Source organism: Roseovarius sp. M141 (assembly GCF_024355225.1).
Classification (GTDB): domain Bacteria; phylum Pseudomonadota; class Alphaproteobacteria; order Rhodobacterales; family Rhodobacteraceae; genus Roseovarius.
On record NZ_VCNH01000008.1, the window covers coordinates 1,283,500 to 1,302,780 of the forward strand.

At 64.1% G+C, this 19,281-nt stretch carries 19 protein-coding genes; 9 read left to right on the top strand and 10 right to left on the bottom strand.

Annotated features, from left to right (window positions below):
- Positions 1–49 precede the first annotated feature (49 nt).
- The 6 genes from FGD77_RS10295 to FGD77_RS10320 all read left to right on the top strand — a co-directional run bounded on the left by FGD77_RS10295 (position 50) and on the right by FGD77_RS10320 (position 4,942).
- Entirely contained in the window at positions 50–1,408 is a 1,359-nt protein-coding gene (locus FGD77_RS10295) for a formimidoylglutamate deiminase (RefSeq protein ID WP_255009198.1), read from the top strand.
- Positions 1,409–1,508: 100 nt separating this feature from the next.
- Positions 1,509–2,072, top strand: coding sequence for a NifU family protein (locus FGD77_RS10300; RefSeq protein ID WP_255009201.1), 564 nt, complete (start codon positions 1,509–1,511; stop codon positions 2,070–2,072).
- Positions 2,062–2,655: a tRNA (adenosine(37)-N6)-threonylcarbamoyltransferase complex dimerization subunit type 1 TsaB gene (gene tsaB, locus FGD77_RS10305; RefSeq protein WP_255009210.1), complete on the top strand. Its 594-nt coding sequence runs from the start codon at positions 2,062–2,064 to the stop codon at positions 2,653–2,655. Before FGD77_RS10300 ends, tsaB begins: the two co-directional genes overlap by 11 nt.
- Positions 2,642–3,064, top strand: a complete 423-nt coding sequence (locus tag FGD77_RS10310; protein ID WP_255009212.1) for a GNAT family N-acetyltransferase — start codon at positions 2,642–2,644, stop codon at positions 3,062–3,064. The genes tsaB and FGD77_RS10310 overlap by 14 nt, the downstream gene beginning before the upstream one ends.
- Positions 3,065–3,266: 202 nt before the next feature.
- Positions 3,267–4,184: a sulfite exporter TauE/SafE family protein gene (locus tag FGD77_RS10315; protein WP_255009215.1), complete on the top strand. Its 918-nt coding sequence runs from the start codon at positions 3,267–3,269 to the stop codon at positions 4,182–4,184.
- Positions 4,181–4,942, top strand: a complete 762-nt coding sequence (locus FGD77_RS10320) for a TIGR02186 family protein (RefSeq protein WP_255009217.1) — start codon at positions 4,181–4,183, stop codon at positions 4,940–4,942. Before FGD77_RS10315 ends, FGD77_RS10320 begins: the two co-directional genes overlap by 4 nt.
- A gap of 86 nt (positions 4,943–5,028) precedes the next feature.
- Here FGD77_RS10320 and FGD77_RS10325 read toward each other — a convergent pair whose 3' ends face one another.
- From FGD77_RS10325 to FGD77_RS10340, 4 genes are all read right to left on the bottom strand, one after another.
- Positions 5,029–6,555 (bottom strand): ATP-dependent RecD-like DNA helicase, encoded by a 1,527-nt coding sequence (locus FGD77_RS10325; protein ID WP_255009219.1) that lies wholly within the window; start codon positions 6,553–6,555, stop codon positions 5,029–5,031.
- Positions 6,556–6,651: 96 nt separating this feature from the next.
- Entirely contained in the window at positions 6,652–8,148 is a 1,497-nt protein-coding gene (locus tag FGD77_RS10330) for a phosphomannomutase/phosphoglucomutase (RefSeq protein ID WP_255009222.1), read from the bottom strand.
- 111 nt (positions 8,149–8,259) lie between these two features.
- The gene (locus FGD77_RS10335; protein WP_255009225.1) at positions 8,260–9,912 is read right to left on the bottom strand and encodes a capsule biosynthesis protein; all 1,653 of its coding nucleotides are present in this window, start codon (positions 9,910–9,912) and stop codon (positions 8,260–8,262) included.
- Entirely contained in the window at positions 9,890–10,549 is a 660-nt protein-coding gene (locus FGD77_RS10340; protein WP_255009228.1) for an ABC transporter ATP-binding protein, read from the bottom strand. Before FGD77_RS10340 ends, FGD77_RS10335 begins: the two co-directional genes overlap by 23 nt.
- Before the next feature lie 244 nt (positions 10,550–10,793).
- Between FGD77_RS10340 and FGD77_RS10345 the strand changes: the two genes are divergently transcribed.
- Entirely contained in the window at positions 10,794–11,384 is a 591-nt protein-coding gene (locus tag FGD77_RS10345) for a uracil-DNA glycosylase family protein (protein WP_255009239.1), read from the top strand.
- On the top strand, positions 11,377–12,162 hold the full coding sequence (locus FGD77_RS10350; RefSeq protein ID WP_255009240.1) for an SseB family protein: 786 nt from the start codon (positions 11,377–11,379) through the stop codon (positions 12,160–12,162). The genes FGD77_RS10345 and FGD77_RS10350 overlap by 8 nt, the downstream gene beginning before the upstream one ends.
- A 30-nt stretch (positions 12,163–12,192) precedes the next feature.
- Here FGD77_RS10350 and FGD77_RS10355 read toward each other — a convergent pair whose 3' ends face one another.
- From FGD77_RS10355 to FGD77_RS10380, 6 genes are all read right to left on the bottom strand, one after another.
- Complete coding sequence (locus FGD77_RS10355) at positions 12,193–13,128, bottom strand: glyoxylate/hydroxypyruvate reductase A (RefSeq protein ID WP_255009242.1); 936 nt, start codon at positions 13,126–13,128, stop codon at positions 12,193–12,195.
- Between the two features lie 3 nt (positions 13,129–13,131).
- On the bottom strand, positions 13,132–14,271 hold the full coding sequence (rodA, locus tag FGD77_RS10360; RefSeq protein ID WP_255009245.1) for a rod shape-determining protein RodA: 1,140 nt from the start codon (positions 14,269–14,271) through the stop codon (positions 13,132–13,134).
- On the bottom strand, positions 14,268–16,208 hold the full coding sequence (gene mrdA / locus FGD77_RS10365) for a penicillin-binding protein 2 (protein ID WP_255009247.1): 1,941 nt from the start codon (positions 16,206–16,208) through the stop codon (positions 14,268–14,270). Before mrdA ends, rodA begins: the two co-directional genes overlap by 4 nt.
- Positions 16,205–16,750: a rod shape-determining protein MreD gene (locus FGD77_RS10370; RefSeq protein ID WP_255009249.1), complete on the bottom strand. Its 546-nt coding sequence runs from the start codon at positions 16,748–16,750 to the stop codon at positions 16,205–16,207. Before FGD77_RS10370 ends, mrdA begins: the two co-directional genes overlap by 4 nt.
- On the bottom strand, positions 16,743–17,675 hold the full coding sequence (gene mreC, locus FGD77_RS10375; RefSeq protein ID WP_255009251.1) for a rod shape-determining protein MreC: 933 nt from the start codon (positions 17,673–17,675) through the stop codon (positions 16,743–16,745). Before mreC ends, FGD77_RS10370 begins: the two co-directional genes overlap by 8 nt.
- A 104-nt stretch (positions 17,676–17,779) precedes the next feature.
- A complete protein-coding gene (locus tag FGD77_RS10380; RefSeq protein ID WP_303626369.1) occupies positions 17,780–18,826 on the bottom strand; it encodes a rod shape-determining protein in 1,047 nt (348 codons plus the stop codon).
- A 239-nt stretch (positions 18,827–19,065) separates the two neighbouring features.
- Between FGD77_RS10380 and FGD77_RS10385 the strand changes: the two genes are divergently transcribed.
- Entirely contained in the window at positions 19,066–19,272 is a 207-nt protein-coding gene (locus FGD77_RS10385; protein WP_255014176.1) for a hypothetical protein, read from the top strand.
- Positions 19,273–19,281: the final 9 nt, after the last annotated feature.

Here is a 19,281-nt window from a genome sequence, read left to right on the forward strand (position 1 = left end):
CGCATAAATGATCTATATGTCTATACATAAAGATACGAAAGGCCGTCAAATGATTTTCGCAAAGCAAGCCATGTTATCGACCGGATGGGCGCAGAACGTTCGTCTGACCGTCAGTTCGGGGGCAATCACCGCCGTCGAATCAGGCCGGATGCCGCAGCCCGGCGATACGCTCGTCGATACGTTGCTGCCTGCGCTCGCCAATCTGCACAGCCACAGCTTTCAGCGCGCGATGGCTGGGATGACCGAGTATCGCATGGCGGGCAAAGACAGCTTCTGGACGTGGCGGGATCTAATGTACCGCTTTACCGCGCATCTGACGCCCGGGCATATCGAGGCCATTGCTGCTTTCGTCTTCCTTGAAATGCAAGAGGGGGGCTATGCCAGCGTGGGCGAGTTTCACTATATCCACCACCAGCCGGACGGGGCGCCCTACGATGATCTGGGCGAGTTGTCGTCACGGATCGCCGCCGCTGCCGCAACCACGGGCATCGGCCTGACGCATCTGCCGGTTCTCTATACATATGGCGGCGCAGGGCAGGTTGCGCTTCAGCCCGGGCAGGCGCGGTTCGGCAATTCGGTGGACCGTTTCAACGATCTGGTTGTCCGCGCCGAGATGGCTGTTGGCGAGCTGCCAGCGGATTGCCGCGTCGGCATCGCGCCGCACTCTTTGCGAGCGACGTCGCCGGGCGATCTGTCGGCGGTGCTGGGCGCCCATGCCAGCGGCCCGACCCATATTCACATCGCCGAACAGCCCAAGGAAGTCGCCGACATCTCGGCCTGGCTGGGCGCGCGTCCTGTCGAATGGCTGCTGGAAAATGTGAACGTCACCCCCGATTGGTGCCTGATTCATGCAACACACATGACACTGGGCGAGACGCGCGACATGGCCAAATCCGGGGCGGTTGCGGGGCTGTGCCCGATCACCGAGGCCAACCTGGGCGATGGCCCATTCAACGGCCCGTCCTATCTGGAAGCGGGCGGCGCATTCGGTATCGGCTCGGACTCCAACGTGCTGATCTCGCTGACGGAAGAACTGCGCACGCTGGAATATTCCCAACGCCTGCGGGACTTTGCCCGCAACGTGATGGTCGTCGGCGAGGGATCGGTGGGCGAGGCATTGTATACGGGTGCCGCATGCGGCGGTGCGCAGGCCTTGGGGCGCAAGGCGGGCACTATCGCCGTGGGCCAGCTGGCCGATCTGGTCGCGATCGACAGCACGGACCCGGCCCTGTGCGCCCTGCAAACCCATCAACTGCTGGATGGGCTGGCGTTTGCCGCCAAGGATAGAGTCGTGACCGATGTCTGGTCAGCGGGCCGTCATTCGGTCAAGGGTGGCCGCCATATCCGGCGCGACCAGATCGTAGATGGCTACCGGTCTGCAATGCAAAGCTTGATGGCGGCGCTCTGAGTCGCACAAAATGGCACGGGCGCAGTTTAGAATGGTTCCAAACCTTGACTCCGGCCTCGGCGGGGCGCATATGCTGTATCAGTCAATACAGGGGTGTCCCATGTTCATTCAGACCGAATCCACGCCGAACCCGGCGACACTGAAATTCCTGCCGGGCCAGACTGTCCTGCCCGCAGGTACCGCCGATTTTCCGTCGGCCGAGAATGCGGGCGCGTCGCCGCTGGCTACGCGCATCTTTGCGGTTGATGGCGTCACGGGCGTGTTCTTTGGCAGCGACTTCGTAACCGTCACCAAAGCCGACGGAACCGAATGGGACCATATCAAACCCGCACTGCTGGGGGCGATCATGGAACATTTCCAGTCGGGGCTGCCGGTCATGAAAGACGGCGGAACTGCACCGTCGGGCCATTCCGAGCACACCGGTGAAGACGGCGAGATCGTCAACCAGATCAAGGAATTGCTGGACACTCGCGTGCGCCCCGCCGTGGCGCAGGATGGCGGCGACATCACCTTTCACGGGTTTGATCGCGGCATCGTCTATCTGCACATGCAGGGTGCCTGCGCCGGTTGCCCGTCCTCGACCATCACGCTGAAGATGGGAATCGAGAATCTGCTGCGCCACTATATCCCCGAAGTGACCGAGGTGCGCCCGGTTGGTGTCTGACGCTTATATCCTTGGCTTTGATACATCGGCCGCGCATTGCGCGGCCGCTTTGCTGTGCGGCACCCGCGTGGTGGCGATGCGCGGCGAAGAGATGACGCGCGGTCAGGCAGAACGCCTGATGCCACTGCTGGAGGAGGTGCTGGCCGAGGCCGGGATTGTCTGGGGCGATCTGGCACGGATCGGCGTCGGCGTCGGGCCGGGGAATTTCACCGGCATCCGCATCGGCGTGTCCGCGGCGCGCGGATTGGCCTTGGCGCTGGAGATACCGGCGATCGGCATCACCGGCTTTCAAACGATATCGCTGGACGAGGAAGCGGCCCATGTCGCAGCCATTCCAGCCCCGCGCGACCATGTCTATGTGCAGGCGCCGGGTGGCGCGCAGGCGCTGATGCCGATGGCCGAGGCCGAGGCCATGGGCGCGCCGCTGCGCTATTTACCCGCTTCGGGTGAAATGGCCTGCCGCATTGCACGGCTGGCTGCCGTCGCACCGCCCGGCCCCGCACCTGCGCCGCTTTATCTGCGCGCGGCGGATGCGGCACCGGCGCGCGATGCGCCTCCGGTGATGCTTGATGAGCGCGGCTGAGGATCTGGCGCGCCTGCACGGCCGCGCCTTTGCCGGGCAGGGTCGGGGGTGGCGCGCGGATGAGTTCGCGGATCTTCTGGCCTCTCCTTTGACATGCCTTTGCGCGGGGCCGCACGGTTTTGCGCTGTCGCGGGTGATCGCGGATGAGGCAGAACTGCTGACGCTGGCGACCGATCCGAACCATCGCAGGCAAGGTGTGGCTGCCGCGTTACTGGCTGCGGTTGAGGGGGACGTGGCCGCGCGCGGTGCGGCACGGCATTTTCTGGAAGTGGCGGCGGATAACACCGCCGCGCGCGCGCTTTATGCCCGCGCGGGCTATGTCCCGACGGGGCAGCGCGCCGGGTATTATGCGCGCATCGATGGCGCCCGCGTCGACGCCCTTCTGATGGAGAAGGCGCTGCACGGCTGATCCGCAATGCCCGACCGGTGCGCGCGCCTGACGCTGGATGTGACCTCAAAGGGGGATCGCGCCATTTCTGCCGGGCCTTGCCGCGTGGAAACTGCCCACATTGGGTTAACGCGGCGCGTATCCCGTGCAAAAGTGCTGCAGACCGGGCCTTTGCCACCTTGGGGCGCTTGCCAAGGCGCCGGATTGGGGGCTACCAAAGGTGATGCAGATTTATCTTCCCATCGCCGAAGTGTCGGTCAACGCCTTCCTGTTGCTGGGCCTGGGCGGGCTGGTCGGGGTGCTTTCGGGTATGTTCGGCGTTGGCGGCGGGTTCCTGATGACGCCGCTGCTGTTCTTTATCGGCATCCCCCCGGCTGTTGCCGTGGCGACGGGCGCGAACCAGATTGTCGCGTCGTCCTTTTCGGCGGTGCTGTCGCATTTCCGACGCCGCGCGGTGGATTTGAGGATGGGCACCGTCCTGTTGATCGGTGGCCTGTTCGGCGCCGCGCTGGGCGTCATGCTGTTCAATTATCTCAAGGCATTGGGCCAGGTCGATCTGCTGGTCACGCTGTTCTACGTGGTATTTCTGGGGATCATCGGTGCGCTGATGTTCTTTGAAAGCCTGCGCGCCATCCGCCGTGCGCGGGGCGGCAAGGTGGCGACAAAGCGCAAGAAACACACCTGGATCCAGAAGCTGCCGCTGAAGATGCGGTTTCGCACCTCGGGTCTTTATATCAGCGTCATCCCGCCACTTCTGGTCGGGGTTGCCGTAGGCGTTCTGGCGGCGATCATGGGGGTCGGCGGCGGGTTCATCATGGTGCCGGCGATGATCTATCTGCTGGGCATGCCGACCAAGGTGGTGATCGGAACGTCGCTGTTTCAGATCATCTTTGTCGCGGCGTTCACCACCATGCTGCACGCGGTCAGCAGCCAGATCGTCGATGTGGTTCTGGCCGTCCTGTTGCTGGTGGGCGGCGTCGTCGGGGCGCAGTTCGGCACGCGGATCGGCAGCCGCATGAAAGCCGAGCAGCTGCGCATCCTGTTGGCTATTCTGGTGCTGGCGGTTTGCTTCAAACTGGGCCTGGATCTGCTGATCGAGCCGCGTGAGGTATATTCGATCAGCGCGGCAGGCACGCCATGAAAACGCGGTTGGCCATCGCGCTGTTGCTGCTCGCCGCGCTGCCGACGCGGGCCGAGGAGGTGGTGCTGGGTCTGAGCCAGAACAGCGTGTCCATCGACACCACATTCAGCGGATCGCAGATCCTGCTGTTCGGGGCGATCAAGCGCGAGGTGGCGATCCCGGCGGATGAATTGGGGGTCGTGGTCACCATTGCCGGTCCCAGCCAGCCGCTGGACGTGCGCCGCAAGGAGCGCCGATTTGGCATCTGGGTCAACGTGGATGCGGTCGAGGTCGACAGCGCCCCAAGCTTCTATGCGGTGGCAACCAGCGGACCGTGGGCGCAAGTGCTGAGCCAGGTCGAGGATCTACGCCATAAAATCTCGATCCCGCGTGCGATCCGGTCTGTCGGAGCGCCCAGTACGGTGCAGAACGCGCAGGATTTTACCGATGCGGTGATCCGTATCCGCACCCGCAGCGGTGCCTATCAGATCCGCGAGGGTGCGGTCGAGCTGTCCGAGCAAACGCTGTTCCGCACGTCAGTCGACCTGCCGTCGAACCTGACCGAGGGCGCCTATGTCACGCGTATTTTCCTGACCCGAAATAGTAATGTAGTCTCGCAATACGAGACCATCATCGATGTGCGAAAGGTTGGCATGGAGCGGTGGTTGTTCGAGCTGTCGCGCGAAGATGCGGTGGTCTATGGGTTGATGTCACTGGCTATCGCGATTGCCGCCGGTTGGGGCGCGTCCGAAGCGTTCCGGCTGTTGCGGCGCGGGTAGTGCGACGCCTGGCGCTGTAGCGCATGTGGAACGGGCGGAGCCTCCGGCGGGGATATTTTCGGCAAGAAGAAAGGGAAGTGGAGGGGCTATCCCTCGCTTGTTTCCAGCGTCAGGGGGACGGGTTTGGTACGCAGGTCATCCACGCGCAGGCTGTGTTCGGGTTTTGACAACCGGTTGCGCACAACCCAGTGCAGGCGCTCTTCGGCGCGGGTGATTGCGACGTAAGCGAGGCGTTTCCACAGCGGCTGGCCTGCTTCGCTCCGCCCCATCCGGGCGGCGGCGTATAGGTCGGGGGCGAAGACTTGCACGTCGTTCCATTGGCTGCCTTGCGCCTTGTGGATGGTGACGGCTGCGCCGTGCAGGAAGGTGGCGCCCATGTTTGCGGCGAAGGGGATGAACGGCTCTTCCTCGCCCGGTTTTTCGATCTTCACGATGCTGGCGGCGCTGATTTGTGGATCTTCGGCGCCCATGACGTGCAGGCGCGAAAAGCCGGGTTTGCGGCCCGGTCCCAGATAGACGACCTGCGCGCCCTTGATGAGGCCGCGTGCCTCGAGGTCGAGGCGCTTTTTACGATGTTTTAGCGGCAGCTCGATCCCGTCGCAGATCAGCGGCTCGCCTTCCAGCAGGGCATCTTCGGGGGCGCCGTGGACGGAGCGAAAGGCGTTGATCAGGCGGATGCGCGTCGCGTTGCGCCAAACCAGAACAGGGCTGCGGGCCATCAGATCGACCTGCACGCGCTGCGCCCATTGCACACGGTCGTCGCGTTTTGCAGCGTCTTCTATCATTTTTTCGAAATCGTGGAATTCGAGGGCCGGATCGGCCAGCGCGTGCGCCAGATCGAGGATAGGGTTGTCAGCGTCCTGGCGGTGGATGCGGTGCAGGATCAGTTTTGACGGCTCTGGCAGGGTCTCGAACACCATGCCGCCGGTGCTGTTGACGGGGGCCAGCTGCGCAGGGTCGCCGAACAGCAGGAGGGTCGGGAAAATCTCCTTGAGGTCGTCCATCTGGCGGGTGTCCAGCATGCTGGCCTCGTCGACAAATCCGATATCCAGCGGCTCGTCCCGGCGCTTCCATCCGGTAATGAAATCGCTGCCCTTCAGGCCCGCGGCGGCCAGCGCGCCGGGGATGGATTTGTTCGTCTGATAGAACGCGAAGGCGCGGTCGAGCGCGGTTTCCGACAGTTCTTCTATCTCAGGGCGCTCGCCATTGCCCGCCAGCCATTCGGCGATCTTCTCATACTGGGGGTCATAGACCGGGGTATAAAGGATACGGTGGATCGTGGTTGCCGGAACGCCGTGCATGCGCAGGACCGAGGCGGCCTTGTTCGTGGGGGCGAGAATGGCAAGCGTGCGGCCGTCCTTGCGCTTCTTGCCCTCGTAGTCGCCCGACACGATGTCGACGCCCGCCTCCTCCAGCGCGCGGTAGAGCGCGGCCAGCAGCAACGTTTTGCCCGATCCGGCCTTGCCGATCACGGCCATGACGCTGGTGCCGCCCTCGCGCGGGGGGGTGGTGATGCCATTGTCCAGATCGACGCCGACGGCGCGGAGCGCCGCAGTGATGCGGTCATGCGCTTCGGCCTGATCGGGGGAGTATGTGAGGGCGGTTTCTGTCATGGCCGGACACTATAGGCGGGGGGCGAGGGGTGCCAGCGAAAGACGCGTTCGAAGGGTAGCGCGCCCGGCGTATCTGCCCGCCCGGCCCGCCTGCATTCAGATCGTCTGATCGTAATCGCCGACCGATGGTTCGGTGCGGATGACCGCGTCGATATCCGCGAAGATCGCACGCATTTCAGCATCGCTCTCGCTGCTCTCGCAGACAACCACCAGATTGGGCGTGTTGGAGGAGGCGCGCACCAGCCCCCAGCTTCCGTTGTCAAGGATCACGCGCGCACCGTTGACGGTAACGACCTGCGCGATCTTGCGGCCTGCCAGCGGTTTTCCGGCCTCGTGATGTGCGACCAGCTTGGCAACCAGACGCTCCAGGACATCGTATTTCTCAAGATCGGCGCAGTAGGGTGACATGGTGGGGGTCGCATAGGTGACCGGAAGGGCACGGCGCAGGTCGGCCATGGATTTGTCCGAGTTGCGGTCCATCAGCTTGCAGATCTCGACGGCCACGCGCAGGCCGCAATCATAGCCGCGCCCGATGGGTTCGGCCAGGAAGTAGTGGCCGGATTTCTCGAACCCCGCCAATGCGCCGATTTCCTTGACGCGGCGCTTCATGTGGCTGTGGCCGGTTTTCCAGTAGTCGGCCTTGGCGCCGTGGGCCTGCAATTCGGGGTCGGAGGCGAATAGTCCGGTGGATTTCACGTCAGCGACAAAGGTGCTGCCGGGATAGAGACGCGCGAAATCGCGGGCCATGATGACGCCCATCTTGTCGGCGAAAATCTCCTCGCCCTCGTTGTCGACCACGCCGCAGCGGTCGCCGTCACCGTCAAAGCCCAGCGCGAAATCGGCGCCGGACGCGCGTACGCTATCGGCCATGTCGTGCAGCATTTCCATTGCTTCGGGGTTCGGGTTGTAGTGCGGGAAAGTATAGTCCAGCTCGTTATGGGAGGGGACCACCTCGACCCCCATGCGCGCGAACAGGTCGGGCGCGAAGGCGGACGCGGTGCCGTTGCCGGTGGCGCAGACCACCTTGAGCGGACGCGTCATTTTGAAATCGCCGACCAGATCGTCCAGGTACGCCTCGCGCACGCCCTCGATGAATTCGTAGCTGCCGCCGGGGCGGGGCTGGCCACGACCCTCCAGCACGATTTCCTTTAGCTCGCCCATCTCGTCGGGGCCGTGGGTCAGGGGCCGCTCGAATCCCATCTTGACGCCGGTCCAGCCGTTCGGGTTATGCGAGGCGGTGACCATCGCCACAGCAGGCGCATCCAGATGAAACTGTGCGAAATAGGCCATGGGGCTAAGGGCCGGGCCGATATCCAGCACCTTGATCCCGGCCTGCATCAGGCCCAGCATCAGCGCGTTCTTGATCGTCAGCGAATAGTCGCGATAGTCGTTGCCGACCGCGATCACCGGATCGATCCCGCGCGCAATCATCTGCGTACCAAGTCCGAGGCCCAGTGCCGTCATGCCGGGCAGGTTGATTTCCTCGGGGTATTTCCACCGCGCGTCATATTCACGAAACCCCGTGGGCGCGATCATCGCATCACGCAGGAATTCCCAAGTGTTCGGTGTAACGGTCGGCGCGGGTTTGGTCACGGGCGGATCTCACTTCATGAAATAACTACGGCGGTCCCGGGCAGATGGCCTGCCCGAGGGTGAAATTGAACTGCACCACTGGCGATGCCAGATTATGCGCGGAAACTCAATTCAAGAAGAGACCTGTTCGCGCAGGATCGACGCGGTCAGCGATATCATCAGGTAAATGCCGGCGAAGACGAGGAATGCTAAAATCGTATTCTCGAACGCGCGGGGATAGGATGCATCCTGCGACGCGACGGGATTGACGCTGACCGTCAGGTATCGGACCTGCTTGTTGGCCTCGCTCGCGGTCATCCGCTGCGCCTCCAGCGCGGCTTGGAGTACCATGTCTGCTGTCAGCAGATCGGCCTGCGCCATCTGGATGTCGGCGGTCTGCGACGCCAGCGATGCGCTGCCCTCGGCGGCGTCGGTCAGGCGCGCGCGTTGCTTGATCTGTTCGCGCTGGAGGACCAGGATTTCGCTGGTCAGCGCCTCGACCTTGGCGTTGTTGGGGCGCGCGTTGTTCATCTGTGTGTTCAGCGCCAGCTGTTTTTCCTGAAGCTGCAATTCGACATTGCCGATGAGCGAGCGGATATTTGCAATCTCGCCTTCGGGGTCCAGCACGGTGCCCTCCTGCATCGTGACCAGCTTGCGCTGCGCCTCGCGCCGTTCTTCCTTGGCCTCAGCCAGACTGGTGGTCGAGGATTCGACGGCATCCTCGCGCTTGCGCCTGGACAGGTCGTCGACGCGTTCCTCGGCATAGGTGATCAGCTTGCGTGAGAATTCGGCGCTGACCTCGGGATCGGCGCTCGATATCTCCATGCGCAGGACGCCCTCGGTGGGATCGTAGCCGATCTTCATGTACTTTTTGTACACTTTGTAGGCTTTTTCGTTGCTGGCATCGGGTTTCAGGCGCTGGATCGGGTCGATCCATGGCTGGCTGAAATGATCACGAAAACCGACGTCGCGGTCCAGCCGCAGCATCGCGTCCTTGGACAGCAGATAGGATTGGGTCGCGACCGCGTCCTGACCCGTGGCAAACTGGCTGGGCAACTTGAAACCGCCCATACCACCGCCGCCGCCACCATCGGCGGACAGGATCAGAAATTCGGATTTGGTCGCATACATCGGTGTCGCGACGGCGTAGTAATAATAACCTGCCAGCAGTGTCGGCAGGAAAACAAAGGCGGCCAGCCGCGTCAGCAGCAGCAGAAGCTTGCGGCGACGGCGTTTCCCGATATCGCGCTGAATCCGCATGATTTCTTCGCTGCGCCGGTCCGCCGGGCTCAGCTGGGATGAGGGCAGGGTGGTTTGCGGCGATATCGTCTGGGGCAGTTGCACGCGCGGGGTGTCTGTGCCCTGCTCCTTTGCCGGGACCAGAGCGCCAATGTCGGTCTCGGTTTTGTCGGTCGTCACGAGATCCAGGATCGAGGCGCGATGGAACGGGTCGATTCCCTTGGCGCGCAAAAGACGCACGGCGTCGAAATCCGAGGTCGGCGCCAGACCGTGCTTGTGTGCCACGCGCCGCGCGATGCGTAGCTGCCGACCTGTCAGGCCTTCATTGCGGATATCGTCGATGTTTTGCGACGTGCCCGGTTCGCGCGTGCTGCTGGCCGCGTCGCTGCGCGGGGCATCGCCCTGTTGCTGTGGCTCGGGTGTGTGCGGCCCATCAGTCGGGCGCACATCACCCGAGGGCGCCGCACCCTGCCGGACATTCGCGTGCTCATCGGCGTCGGCGGCGCGGCGGATGCGGAATTTTCTAGCCTTGGGTTTCGTAGTCATAAAGCTGTTTTGCCTCTTCCAAGGTGTCGAACATATAAAGCTGGCCACCCATCAGCACTGCGGCGGAGGTGGCGAATTTCTCAAGCGTAGCGGGCGAATGGGACACAATAATGACGGTCGTCGTCTCCAGCCGCTCGCGCAGTATTTCGCCGGCCTTGCGGTTGAATTCAACATCGGTCGAACTGGGCATGCCCTCATCGATCAGGTAGATGTCAAAATCCAGCGCCAGCATCAACGCGAAGGTAAAGCGTGACTTCATTCCGGCGCTGTAGGTGCCCAGCGGCTGGTCGAAATATTCGCCCAGATTGCACATCCAGCGGCAGAACGCCTCGACATAGTCGGGATCGAGGCCGTAGAGCCGCGCAATATAGCGGCTGTTTTCCATCGCGGACACCTTGGTGATGACACCGCCCATGAACCCCAAGGGGAAGCTGATGCGACAACTGCGCCGGATTTCGCCCTCGTCGGGTTTTTCCAGCCCAGCCATCATGTTGATCACCGTCGTCTTGCCCGTCCCGTTCGGCGCCAGAATACCGATGGAGCGACCGACTTCGACCCGAAAAGAGACCTTTTCCAGGATTACCTTGCGCTGGGTGCCCGTCCAGAAGGACTTGCTGACGTTGTCGAACTCGAGCATGCGCTCTCCGAAAACTGCGCTGCGGCCCATTGGTTACGGGGCCCTTTGGGGTGGCGATGTGACCCGCATTATGCGGACTAGGCGCCACTATAGACAGGGGCACAACGCAAAATTACGCCGAAGCTGTAAATTATTCGTGCATGTTGTAGCTGTTTTTCACCGCATCTTGAAGCAGTGACGCGCCAGACGCCATTGTCGCGTTCCAAAGTTGGCATTTTGACGCTGGCGGCCCTATCTGCCCTGTATGTCCGATCTTGCCACCCGTATCAGCCAATGCCGCCTGTGCGCCGGTCGTTTTGCCGCGACGGCCACCACGCACAGGCCGCGCCCGGTGGCGTGGTTCGCGCCGGGGGCGCGCCTGCTGATTGCGGGGCAGGCGCCGGGCGCACGGGTGCATGACTCGGGCGTGCCATTCGACGATGCGTCGGGCGCGCGGCTCCGCGACTGGCTGGGGCTGGACACGCTTGCGTTCTATGACCGGTCCCGTGTGGCGATCGTGCCGATGGCGTTCTGTTTCCCGGGCTATGATGCCAAGGGCAGTGACCTGCCCCCGCCCGCCATTTGCCGCGAGACGTGGCATAATGCGGTGATGGCCGACCTCGCGCCCATCCGCCTGCGCGTGCTGGTGGGCGCCCATGCGCATCGCTATCATTTGGGCGTGCGCGGCAGCATGACCCGGACGGTTGCGAACTGGCGCGATTACGCGCCCGAGGTTTTTGCCTTGCCGCATCCGTCCTGGCGCAATACCGGTTGGATCAGGAAAAATCCGTGGTTCGAGGCGCAGGTTCTGCCCGCGCTTCGTGCCCGTGTAGCAGAGGTGATGCAGGATGGCTGAGACCGAACTGGACCGCACGCATGCCGTGATGGAGGCCTGGGCCGAGGATGGCGCCGCGCGTCTGGGGTTTTACCACGCGCTGGCCGATACCCAGCTGTTCCTGCTGCTGACAGCCGAGGCCGCGGGCGACGACATCACCCCGCAGACATATGACGTCGACGGCGTGCCCCATGCGCTGGCCTTCGATACCGAGGATCGGCTGGCTGAGTTCACCGGCGCCGCCGCGCCCTATGCCGCGGTGCCGGGCCGTATTCTGGCAGGGATGCTGGCAGGCGCGGGGGCCGGGCTGGGCCTCAATCTGGGCGTTGCGCCCTCGTCGATCCTGCTGCCGCCCGAGGCGCTGGGCTGGCTGCACGAGACGCTGGGGCAGGGCGGCGCCGCCGAGGGTGGCGCGCGCCCCGACGCGCTGACGCCGCCGGGCAATGTGCCGCAACCGGTCCTGACCGCGCTGGATGCCAAGCTGGCGCGCGCCGGGGGGCTGGCCAGTCATGCCTGCCTGGCCGGGACGCGCTATTTAGGCGGCGAGGCGGGGCATCTGCTGGTGTTCATCGGCGCTGTGCCGCGGGCCGAGGCGGCATTGACACGCGCGGTGTCCGAGGCGCTGACCTTTTCAGGGGTCGAGGCAGGCACGCTTGATGTCGGCTTTGCCGCGCCGGGCAGCGTGTTGGCCGAGCGGATCGAGCGTGTCGGCCTGCGGTTCGATCTGCCACAGGGCGAGGCGCCAGAGCCGAGGGCGGCACCCGGGTCGGACCCCGAAAAGCCGCCGAAGCTGCGGTAGGACGCAAACCGGTCGAAATGCAACGCTCGCTCAGTACCCCAGATCGCGATCCACCAGATGCAGCAGCGGCTCGCCCGCTTGGCTGCGGCGGATGTTTTCGGCGATGACCTGCGCCGCCGTCCCCTCGCGCGTGTCGGATGCGGCATGCGGGGTCACCGTCACGGAGGGATGCGCCCAATAGGGATGGTCGGGCGGCAGCGGCTCTACCCGGAACACGTCCAGCGTTGCGTGCGCGATATGCCCGGAATCAAGCGCCTCCAGCAGGGCGGAATCGTCGATCAGCGGCCCGCGTCCGGGGTTGACGATAAAGGCGCCCTTGGGCAATTGCGCCAGCCGCTGGGCGTTCACCAGATCTTCGGTTTCGGGTGTCTTGGGCAGTAGCAGCACCAAAATCTGCGCGGACTCCAGCGCCGCGCGCAGCCCCGCGTCGCCGTTCAGACAGCGCACGCCTGGCACATCCTTGGGCGAGCGGCTCCAGCCCGTCACATCAAAGCCAAGCGATACAAGCGCCCGGGCGCAGGCCGTCCCCAGCGCACCGAGGCCCAGAATCGTGACGGGCCGGTCCTCGGCCAACGGCGGGGTGTCCACACGCCAGACACCGTCCTGACCATTGATATGCGCATCGATGCCCAAGTGATGGCGCAGCACATGCGCCGTGACCCATTCCACCATGCCCTGCGTCAGGCCGTGGTCCACCATGCGCGCCAGAGGCTGCGTCAGGGTCGGGTTGCTGACCACATCCTCGACCCCGGCCCAGAGGTTCAGCACGGCTTTGCAGCGGGTGTAGGGCGCGAAATCCTGCACCGGGCCGTTGGGTGCCAGCACGATGTAATCCACATCCTGCGGCGCGATGTCGGTGGACAGGTTGAAACCGCTCACTCCGGCCGCGTTCAGCGCCTTGGTCAAAGGCGCCTCATACTGGGGCCAGCGGTTCGCCTTGGCTGCGAACAGGATGTTGATGGTCATGGATTACCTCGGCTTGTGGACATGTGCGCTTTGAACCATGCCGAAACCCAGCATGAGGATCAACATGGCAGAGCCGCCGTAACTGACCAGAGGCAGCGGCACCCCCACGACAGGCGCAAGGCCCATCACCATCGACATGTTCACCGCGAAGAACAGGAAGAACGTCGCCGCGATGCCCAGCGTCAGCAGGGATGAAAACCGGTCGCGATTGGTCATCGCGGTGCTGATGCAGAACACGATGATCAGCGCGTACAGTCCCAGCAGCGAAATCGCCCCGACAAAGCCGAATTCCTCGGCCAGCGTGGTAAAGATGAAGTCGGTATGCTTTTCCGGCAGGAAGTTCAGCCGCGATTGCGTGCCTTGCATGAACCCGCGCCCCGTCCAGCCGCCCGATCCCAGCGCGATCTTGGACTGGGTGATGTGATAGCCCGCGCCAAGCGGGTCCTGGCTGGGGTCCAGAAAGGTATCGATCCGGCGAAACTGGTAATTGGCCAGCAATTGCCAATCGGTGCCGCGGCTTTGGAACACGGCTGTGACCAGACCGATCCCGGCGGCAATGACGGCAGCGAAATAGGCCCAGTGGACCCCGGCCAGAAACATGATTCCGCCCCCTGCGGTGATCAGCAGGATCGACGTGCCAAGGTCCGGTTGTATCAGCACCAGATAGACCGGCACCATGATCATGATGACAGGGATCAGCACCCATAGCGGGCGCGACGTTTTCTGCATCGGCAGCCAGTCGTAATAGGCGGCCAGCGCCATCACGAGGGTGATTTTCATCAGTTCGGACGGTTGCAGGCGCATGAACCCCAGGTCGATCCAGCGCTGCGCGCCCATGCCGACGGTGCCGAACAGCTCGACCGCGACCAGCAGGGCCAACGATATAACATAGGCCAGCCCCGCGATGTTGCGCCAGAACCAGATCGGCACCATCGCCACCGCCAGCATCAACGCAAAGCCGACGCCAAAGCGTTTCATCTGCGGGTCCATCCACGGCTGGGCCGATCCGCCCGCCACCGAATAGAGCATGAGAAACCCCACGCAGGCCACGGCCGTCAGCAGTACCGCCAGTGGCCAGTTGATATAGAGGATCTTGCGCAGGCCTGTCGGCACGCTTTTGACCGAGTATTCCAGATAGCTCATGCGCGGTCGCTCGGGGGTTGCCCGTGGTGGGGGCGGGCGTCGCGCAGGCGTTCCTGCTGGGTGCGGATGCGGCCACGATCAGCCGTTGGATACGCCTCAAGCGGCGGGTCGCCCTTGTAGAGCGCCTGTAGCGTCACGTCCCGCGCAATCGGCGCCGCCACGGACGATCCGCCACCGCCATGTTCAACCACTACCGCGACGGCGACCTTTGGGTTAACCGCAGGCGCGTAGTCGACGAACAATGCGTGGTCGCGCCGCTCCCATGGCAGATCCTCGTTGCGGCGCACGCCCTGGGCGCGCTCGGCCGCGGTGATGTTGCGGACCTGGCTGGTGCCGGTCTTGCCCGCCATCTCCATGCCCTCGGCGACGATGCGGCTGCGATAGGCGGTGCCGCGTTTGTTGTTTGACACGCTATACATGGCGCGCCGGATGTTGCGCAGGTTATTCTGGTTCAGGCCCAGATCCTCGCCGTGGCCGGTGGGCGCCTCGACGCCGTCAATGGATTTGATCAGGCGCGGAATCACAGCGCGTCCGGTGGCGAGGCGCGCAGTCATCACCGCCAGTTGCAGCGGCGAGGTCAGAACGAAACCCTGTCCGATGGACGAGTTCACGCTGTCGCCGATCACCCATTCGGCACCGCGCGCCGCGCGTTTCCAGCCCTTGGTCGGGATCAGCCCCTCGGCCACGCCTGTCATGGGCAGATCGTGCTCGATGCCCAGCCCCAGACGGCGCGCCATTGCGCTGATCCGTTCGATGCCTGTGCGCACGGCCATTTCGTAAAAATAGACGTCACAGCTTTCGCGCAGGGCGCGGTTGAGATCGACATTGCCGTGGCCCGCACGTTTCCAGCAGTGAAACCGGCGCCCCGCGACCTCCAGATGGCCGGGGCAATAGACGGTGTCGTCCGCCGTCGCCTTGCCGTCCTCCAGTGCGGCGAGGGCCGTCACCATCTTGAAGGTCGAGCCGGGCGGATAGACACCCTGCACGGCCTTGTTCGGCAGGGGGCGATATTTGTTGTCCAGCAGCGCCTTGTAATTCGCCACGGAAATGCCGCGCACGAACAGGTTGCTGTCAAAACCGGGGGTCGACACGGTGGCCAGAATATCGCCCGACTCGCAATCCATCACGACGGCGGCGGCGCTTTCGCCCTCCAGCCGCGCATGGATGTAGGATTGCAGGTTGCTGTCGGTGGTGATCTGGATGTCCTTGCCGGCCTCGCCTTCGCGCCGGTCCAGCTCGCGCATGACACGGCCGGCCGCGTTCTGTTCGATCCGCTTGGTGCCGGCCTTGCCGCGCAGCATGTCCTCGCGCCGGGCCTCCAGCCCGATCTTGCCGATCTGGAACCGCGGGATCAGCAGCAACTGGTCGGGCGCGTCGATCTTTTCCAGATCATAGTCGCTGACCGGGCCGACATAGCCCAGAACATGGGCGTATTCCTGATCCATCGGATAGCGGCGCGACAGGCCGACCTCGGGGCGCACGCCGGGCAGGGCGGGGGCGTTGACGGCGACGCGGCTCAGTTCCTCCCAGCTGATGCGGTCGGCGATGGTGACGGGGTGGATGCGCGACCGGCGCATTTCCTCGCGGGCGCGTTCCAGTTCCTCGGGGTCCAGCGCGATCAACTGGCCGAGGCGCGCGATGGTATCCTCGACGTCGCCGGCTTCTTCGCGCTCCAGTATGATGCGGTAGCTGGGCACGTTTTCGGCCACGACCAGCCCGTTTCGGTCGAATATCTGCCCGCGTGCAGGCGGGATCAGCCGGATCTTGATCCGGTTTTCCTCGGCCAGCAGGCGGAACTGATCGGCCTGATCGACCTGAAGGTGCCGCATCCGCCACGCCAGCAGGCCCAGAAACCCGGCCTGCCCGGCGCCCAGGATCAGACCGCGCCGGGTGATGCGTTTCTGGCTGAGCACGCTGTCGCGCGTCTGGCGTTTCATGTGCCGAACCTCCTGCTGTCGGCGACAGATTCGCCGGGCTTTGCCTTGCGCACGCCGATGATCAGCGCGGACGCCATGACCACCAAGGGATAACATAGGACTGTCATCGCCATTTGCATCAGGCTGAGGCCAAGCGGCGCCTGTGGCACCATCAAAATGGCGAGGGTCAGCCGATAGCCCAGCATGATCCCCCCGATGACCATCGCAACAGCCAGCCATTCTGCCCCGAACGCGCGGTCACGCAGGCCCGGCCCACGTGATTTCAGCGCCTCGCAGCCCAGCACGACCAGCGCAGCCCACAGGCCCGGCGGGCGCTGAAACATCAGATCCGCCAGCAGCGCGATCACGCCAATCAGCAGCGCGGGCGCGTAGTCCGGCCGCCGCAGCACCCAGGTAAAGCTGAGCGCGGCAATCAGGTCAGGCCCCGCCCAGCCGCGCGGCACGGTGCTGAGCGGCAGGATGCGCCAGAAGATCACAGCCAGACACAGCGTGGCAAAGAGGGCGCGCATCGTCCACAGTCTCAGGCGCGAGCGATCAGCCATCGGCGGCCCCGCCCGTTTGGGCCGGTTGCGGCGTTTCCATCGGCGGCAGCAGGCTGTGCGGCCCGCCGGGCGGGGCGATCAGGTCGCCGGGAGTGTCGATGCGCGGGGTGGCATGATCGCGCAGCACGCGCAGAAATTCCAGCCGCTCGTAATCGGCAGCAAGGCGCAGGCGCAGGCGCCCGCCGGGGTCTGCCGCAACCCTGCCGACCAGCAGCCCGGCTGGAAACACCCCGCCATCGCCCGAGGTGATGACGCGGTCGCCGGGGCGCACCTTGCCGGCATCTTCCAGAAAATCGATCGGCGGCGCGACGGTGTTATCGCCTAGAATCAACGCGCGCTGGCCCGAAGGCTGTACGGTGACGGGGATGCGGCTGGAGGTGTCGGTCAGCAGGATCACGCGCGCCGAATTTTCCCCGACGCCGGAAATCCGCCCCACCAGACCCAGCCCGTCCATCGCCGCCCAACCATCGACGATGCCGTCGCGCATGCCCACGTTCAACAGAACTGACTGACGAAAGGGCGATCCGCTATCGGCGCTGACGACGCCGGTGACATAGGTCAGGCGCGGGTCCAGCCGCACATTGTTCAGATCCAGCAGGCGCGCATTCTCCTGCTCCAGTTGCAGGGCGGCCTCCTTCCACGATTGCATGCGCTGTAGTTCTCGGCGAAGCTCTTGGTTTTGCTGGTAAATGCGATGATAGCTCTGGAAGTCATGCAGCAGGTTGACGGTGCCCGTCACCGGCGCCATCGCCCAGTCGAGATTTGGCACCACCTTGTCGATCACGGCGGCGCGGAATCGTTCGACCCGCGGGCTGTCGATGCGCCACAGCAGGAAAAGGCCCAGAAGGCAGACGATCAGCACACCCAGTAGCAGCCGCTTGAGCGGGGCGGCATAGTCGTCGTTCTGTTTGCGATCCTTCGCCAAGTGGGGATTCCCTTGCAAAGGGTTAAAGACGCCGCCAGCATAACGCGGCGCAGCGCGCGGCGCATGCCACAATCGCGCAGCCGTCGCTTGACGGTAGGCGGCTGTCAGCTGTCGTAATCTATGGCATGGCGCAGCTGTTTTTCGAATTCCAGCGCCTTGCCGGTGCCAAGGGCCACGCAATTCAGGCACTGGTCCGCAATGCTGACGGCTAGGCCGGTCTGCTCGCGCAGCGCAAGGTCCAGATCACCCAAAAGCGCGCCGCCACCGGTCAGCATGACGCCCCGGTCGACAATATCGGCAGCAAGGTCCGGCGGCGTCGCCTCGAGTGCGGCCATCACGGCCTCGCAGATCTGCTGGACTGGCTCGGACAGCGCCTCGGCGATCTGTGCCTGGCTGATCTCGGTTTCCTTGGGCACGCCGTTCAGCAGGTCGCGGCCGCGGATCTTCATGGTTTCACCGCGCCCGTCATCGGGCATGCGGGCGGTGCCGATGCTGGTCTTGATCCGCTCGGCGGTGGCCTCGCCGATCAACAGGTTCTGCTGGCGGCGCAGGTAGTTGATGATTGCCTGGTCCATCCGGTCGCCCCCGACGCGCACGGACCGGGCATAGACGATATCGCCGAGCGACAGCACGGCGACCTCGGTCGTGCCGCCGCCGATATCGACCACCATGTTGCCGGTGGGATCGGTGATCGGCATGCCCGCGCCGATTGCGGCCGCGATCGGTTCCGCGATCAGACCCGCGCGCCGCGCGCCTGCCGACAGAACCGACTGGCGAATGGCGCGTTTTTCAACCGGCGTCGCGCCATGGGGGACGCAGACGATGATCTTGGGCTTGGAAAATGTGGTGCGCTTGTGAACCTTGCGGATGAAATGCTTGATCATCGCCTCGGCGGTGTCGAAATCGGCGATGACGCCTTCGCGCATCGGGCGGATCGCCTCGATGCTGCCGGGGGTGCGGCCCAGCATCAGCTTGGCATCTTCGCCCACGGCCAGCACCTTTCGCACGCCGTCCTTGACGTGGTAGGCCACGACCGACGGCTCTGACAGGATGATGCCGCGGCCCTTGACGTAGACCAGCGTATTCGCTGTTCCAAGGTCGATGGCCATGTCCGAGGTAAACATCCCCGGAATTCTGCTCAATATGGACATTTAGGGCGGCGTCCTGTCTTTGGGTGCAAAAGGGTGCCGACGACTCTGGTCGGCTGGTTGACGCCCTTATAGAGACGCCCCCGATGCGGTTAAAGGGGCTGTTTTGGCGATATAAGCATCAAATCGCCGGTTTGGCCCGGTAATTTGCAGGGGGAATAGGGCAGAGGAACAGGCGCAGGCGTGATGTGTTGTAGAGCTAACCGGAGCGCTTGTCCGGCGGATAATGAGGGGGACACGTGATGGTGATCGTGGTCGGGCTGATTGTGGCCTTCGTCCTTGTGCTGATCTTCTCGGATCGCAAGACGCGCAACTGCCGCTGGCGCGAAGATCGCACGCTGGATGCGGGCAACGGGCGGGCCTATCGCTGTATGGCCTGTGGTGCGCTGACCCACACCACCGATGGCAAGCCGCCAAAGGATTGCAAGGCAGATGACAAAGCGCTTTAGTGGCGCGGA

Excerpts from the sequence above, each read along its gene's own strand:
- FGD77_RS10315 (WP_255009215.1), top strand. The coding sequence starts at position 3,267 with ATGCAGATTTATCTTCCCATCGCCGAAGTGTCGGTCAACGCCTTCCTG.
- FGD77_RS10320 (WP_255009217.1), top strand. The coding sequence starts at position 4,181 with ATGAAAACGCGGTTGGCCATCGCGCTGTTGCTGCTCGCCGCGCTGCCG.
- FGD77_RS10370 (WP_255009249.1), bottom strand. The coding sequence starts at position 16,750 with ATGGCTGATCGCTCGCGCCTGAGACTGTGGACGATGCGCGCCCTCTTT.
- FGD77_RS10340 (WP_255009228.1), bottom strand. The coding sequence starts at position 10,549 with ATGCTCGAGTTCGACAACGTCAGCAAGTCCTTCTGGACGGGCACCCAG.
- FGD77_RS10385 (WP_255014176.1), top strand. The coding sequence starts at position 19,066 with ATGGTGATCGTGGTCGGGCTGATTGTGGCCTTCGTCCTTGTGCTGATC.
- FGD77_RS10335 (WP_255009225.1), bottom strand. The coding sequence starts at position 9,912 with ATGACTACGAAACCCAAGGCTAGAAAATTCCGCATCCGCCGCGCCGCC.
- FGD77_RS10300 (WP_255009201.1), top strand. The coding sequence starts at position 1,509 with ATGTTCATTCAGACCGAATCCACGCCGAACCCGGCGACACTGAAATTC.
- rodA (WP_255009245.1), bottom strand. The coding sequence starts at position 14,271 with ATGAGCTATCTGGAATACTCGGTCAAAAGCGTGCCGACAGGCCTGCGC.
- FGD77_RS10355 (WP_255009242.1), bottom strand. The coding sequence starts at position 13,128 with ATGACCATCAACATCCTGTTCGCAGCCAAGGCGAACCGCTGGCCCCAG.
- FGD77_RS10350 (WP_255009240.1), top strand. The coding sequence starts at position 11,377 with ATGGCTGAGACCGAACTGGACCGCACGCATGCCGTGATGGAGGCCTGG.
- FGD77_RS10325 (WP_255009219.1), bottom strand. The coding sequence starts at position 6,555 with ATGACAGAAACCGCCCTCACATACTCCCCCGATCAGGCCGAAGCGCAT.
- FGD77_RS10345 (WP_255009239.1), top strand. The coding sequence starts at position 10,794 with ATGTCCGATCTTGCCACCCGTATCAGCCAATGCCGCCTGTGCGCCGGT.
- mrdA (WP_255009247.1), bottom strand. The coding sequence starts at position 16,208 with ATGAAACGCCAGACGCGCGACAGCGTGCTCAGCCAGAAACGCATCACC.
- FGD77_RS10380 (WP_303626369.1), bottom strand. The coding sequence starts at position 18,826 with ATGTCCATATTGAGCAGAATTCCGGGGATGTTTACCTCGGACATGGCC.
- FGD77_RS10310 (WP_255009212.1), top strand. The coding sequence starts at position 2,642 with ATGAGCGCGGCTGAGGATCTGGCGCGCCTGCACGGCCGCGCCTTTGCC.
- FGD77_RS10295 (WP_255009198.1), top strand. The coding sequence starts at position 50 with ATGATTTTCGCAAAGCAAGCCATGTTATCGACCGGATGGGCGCAGAAC.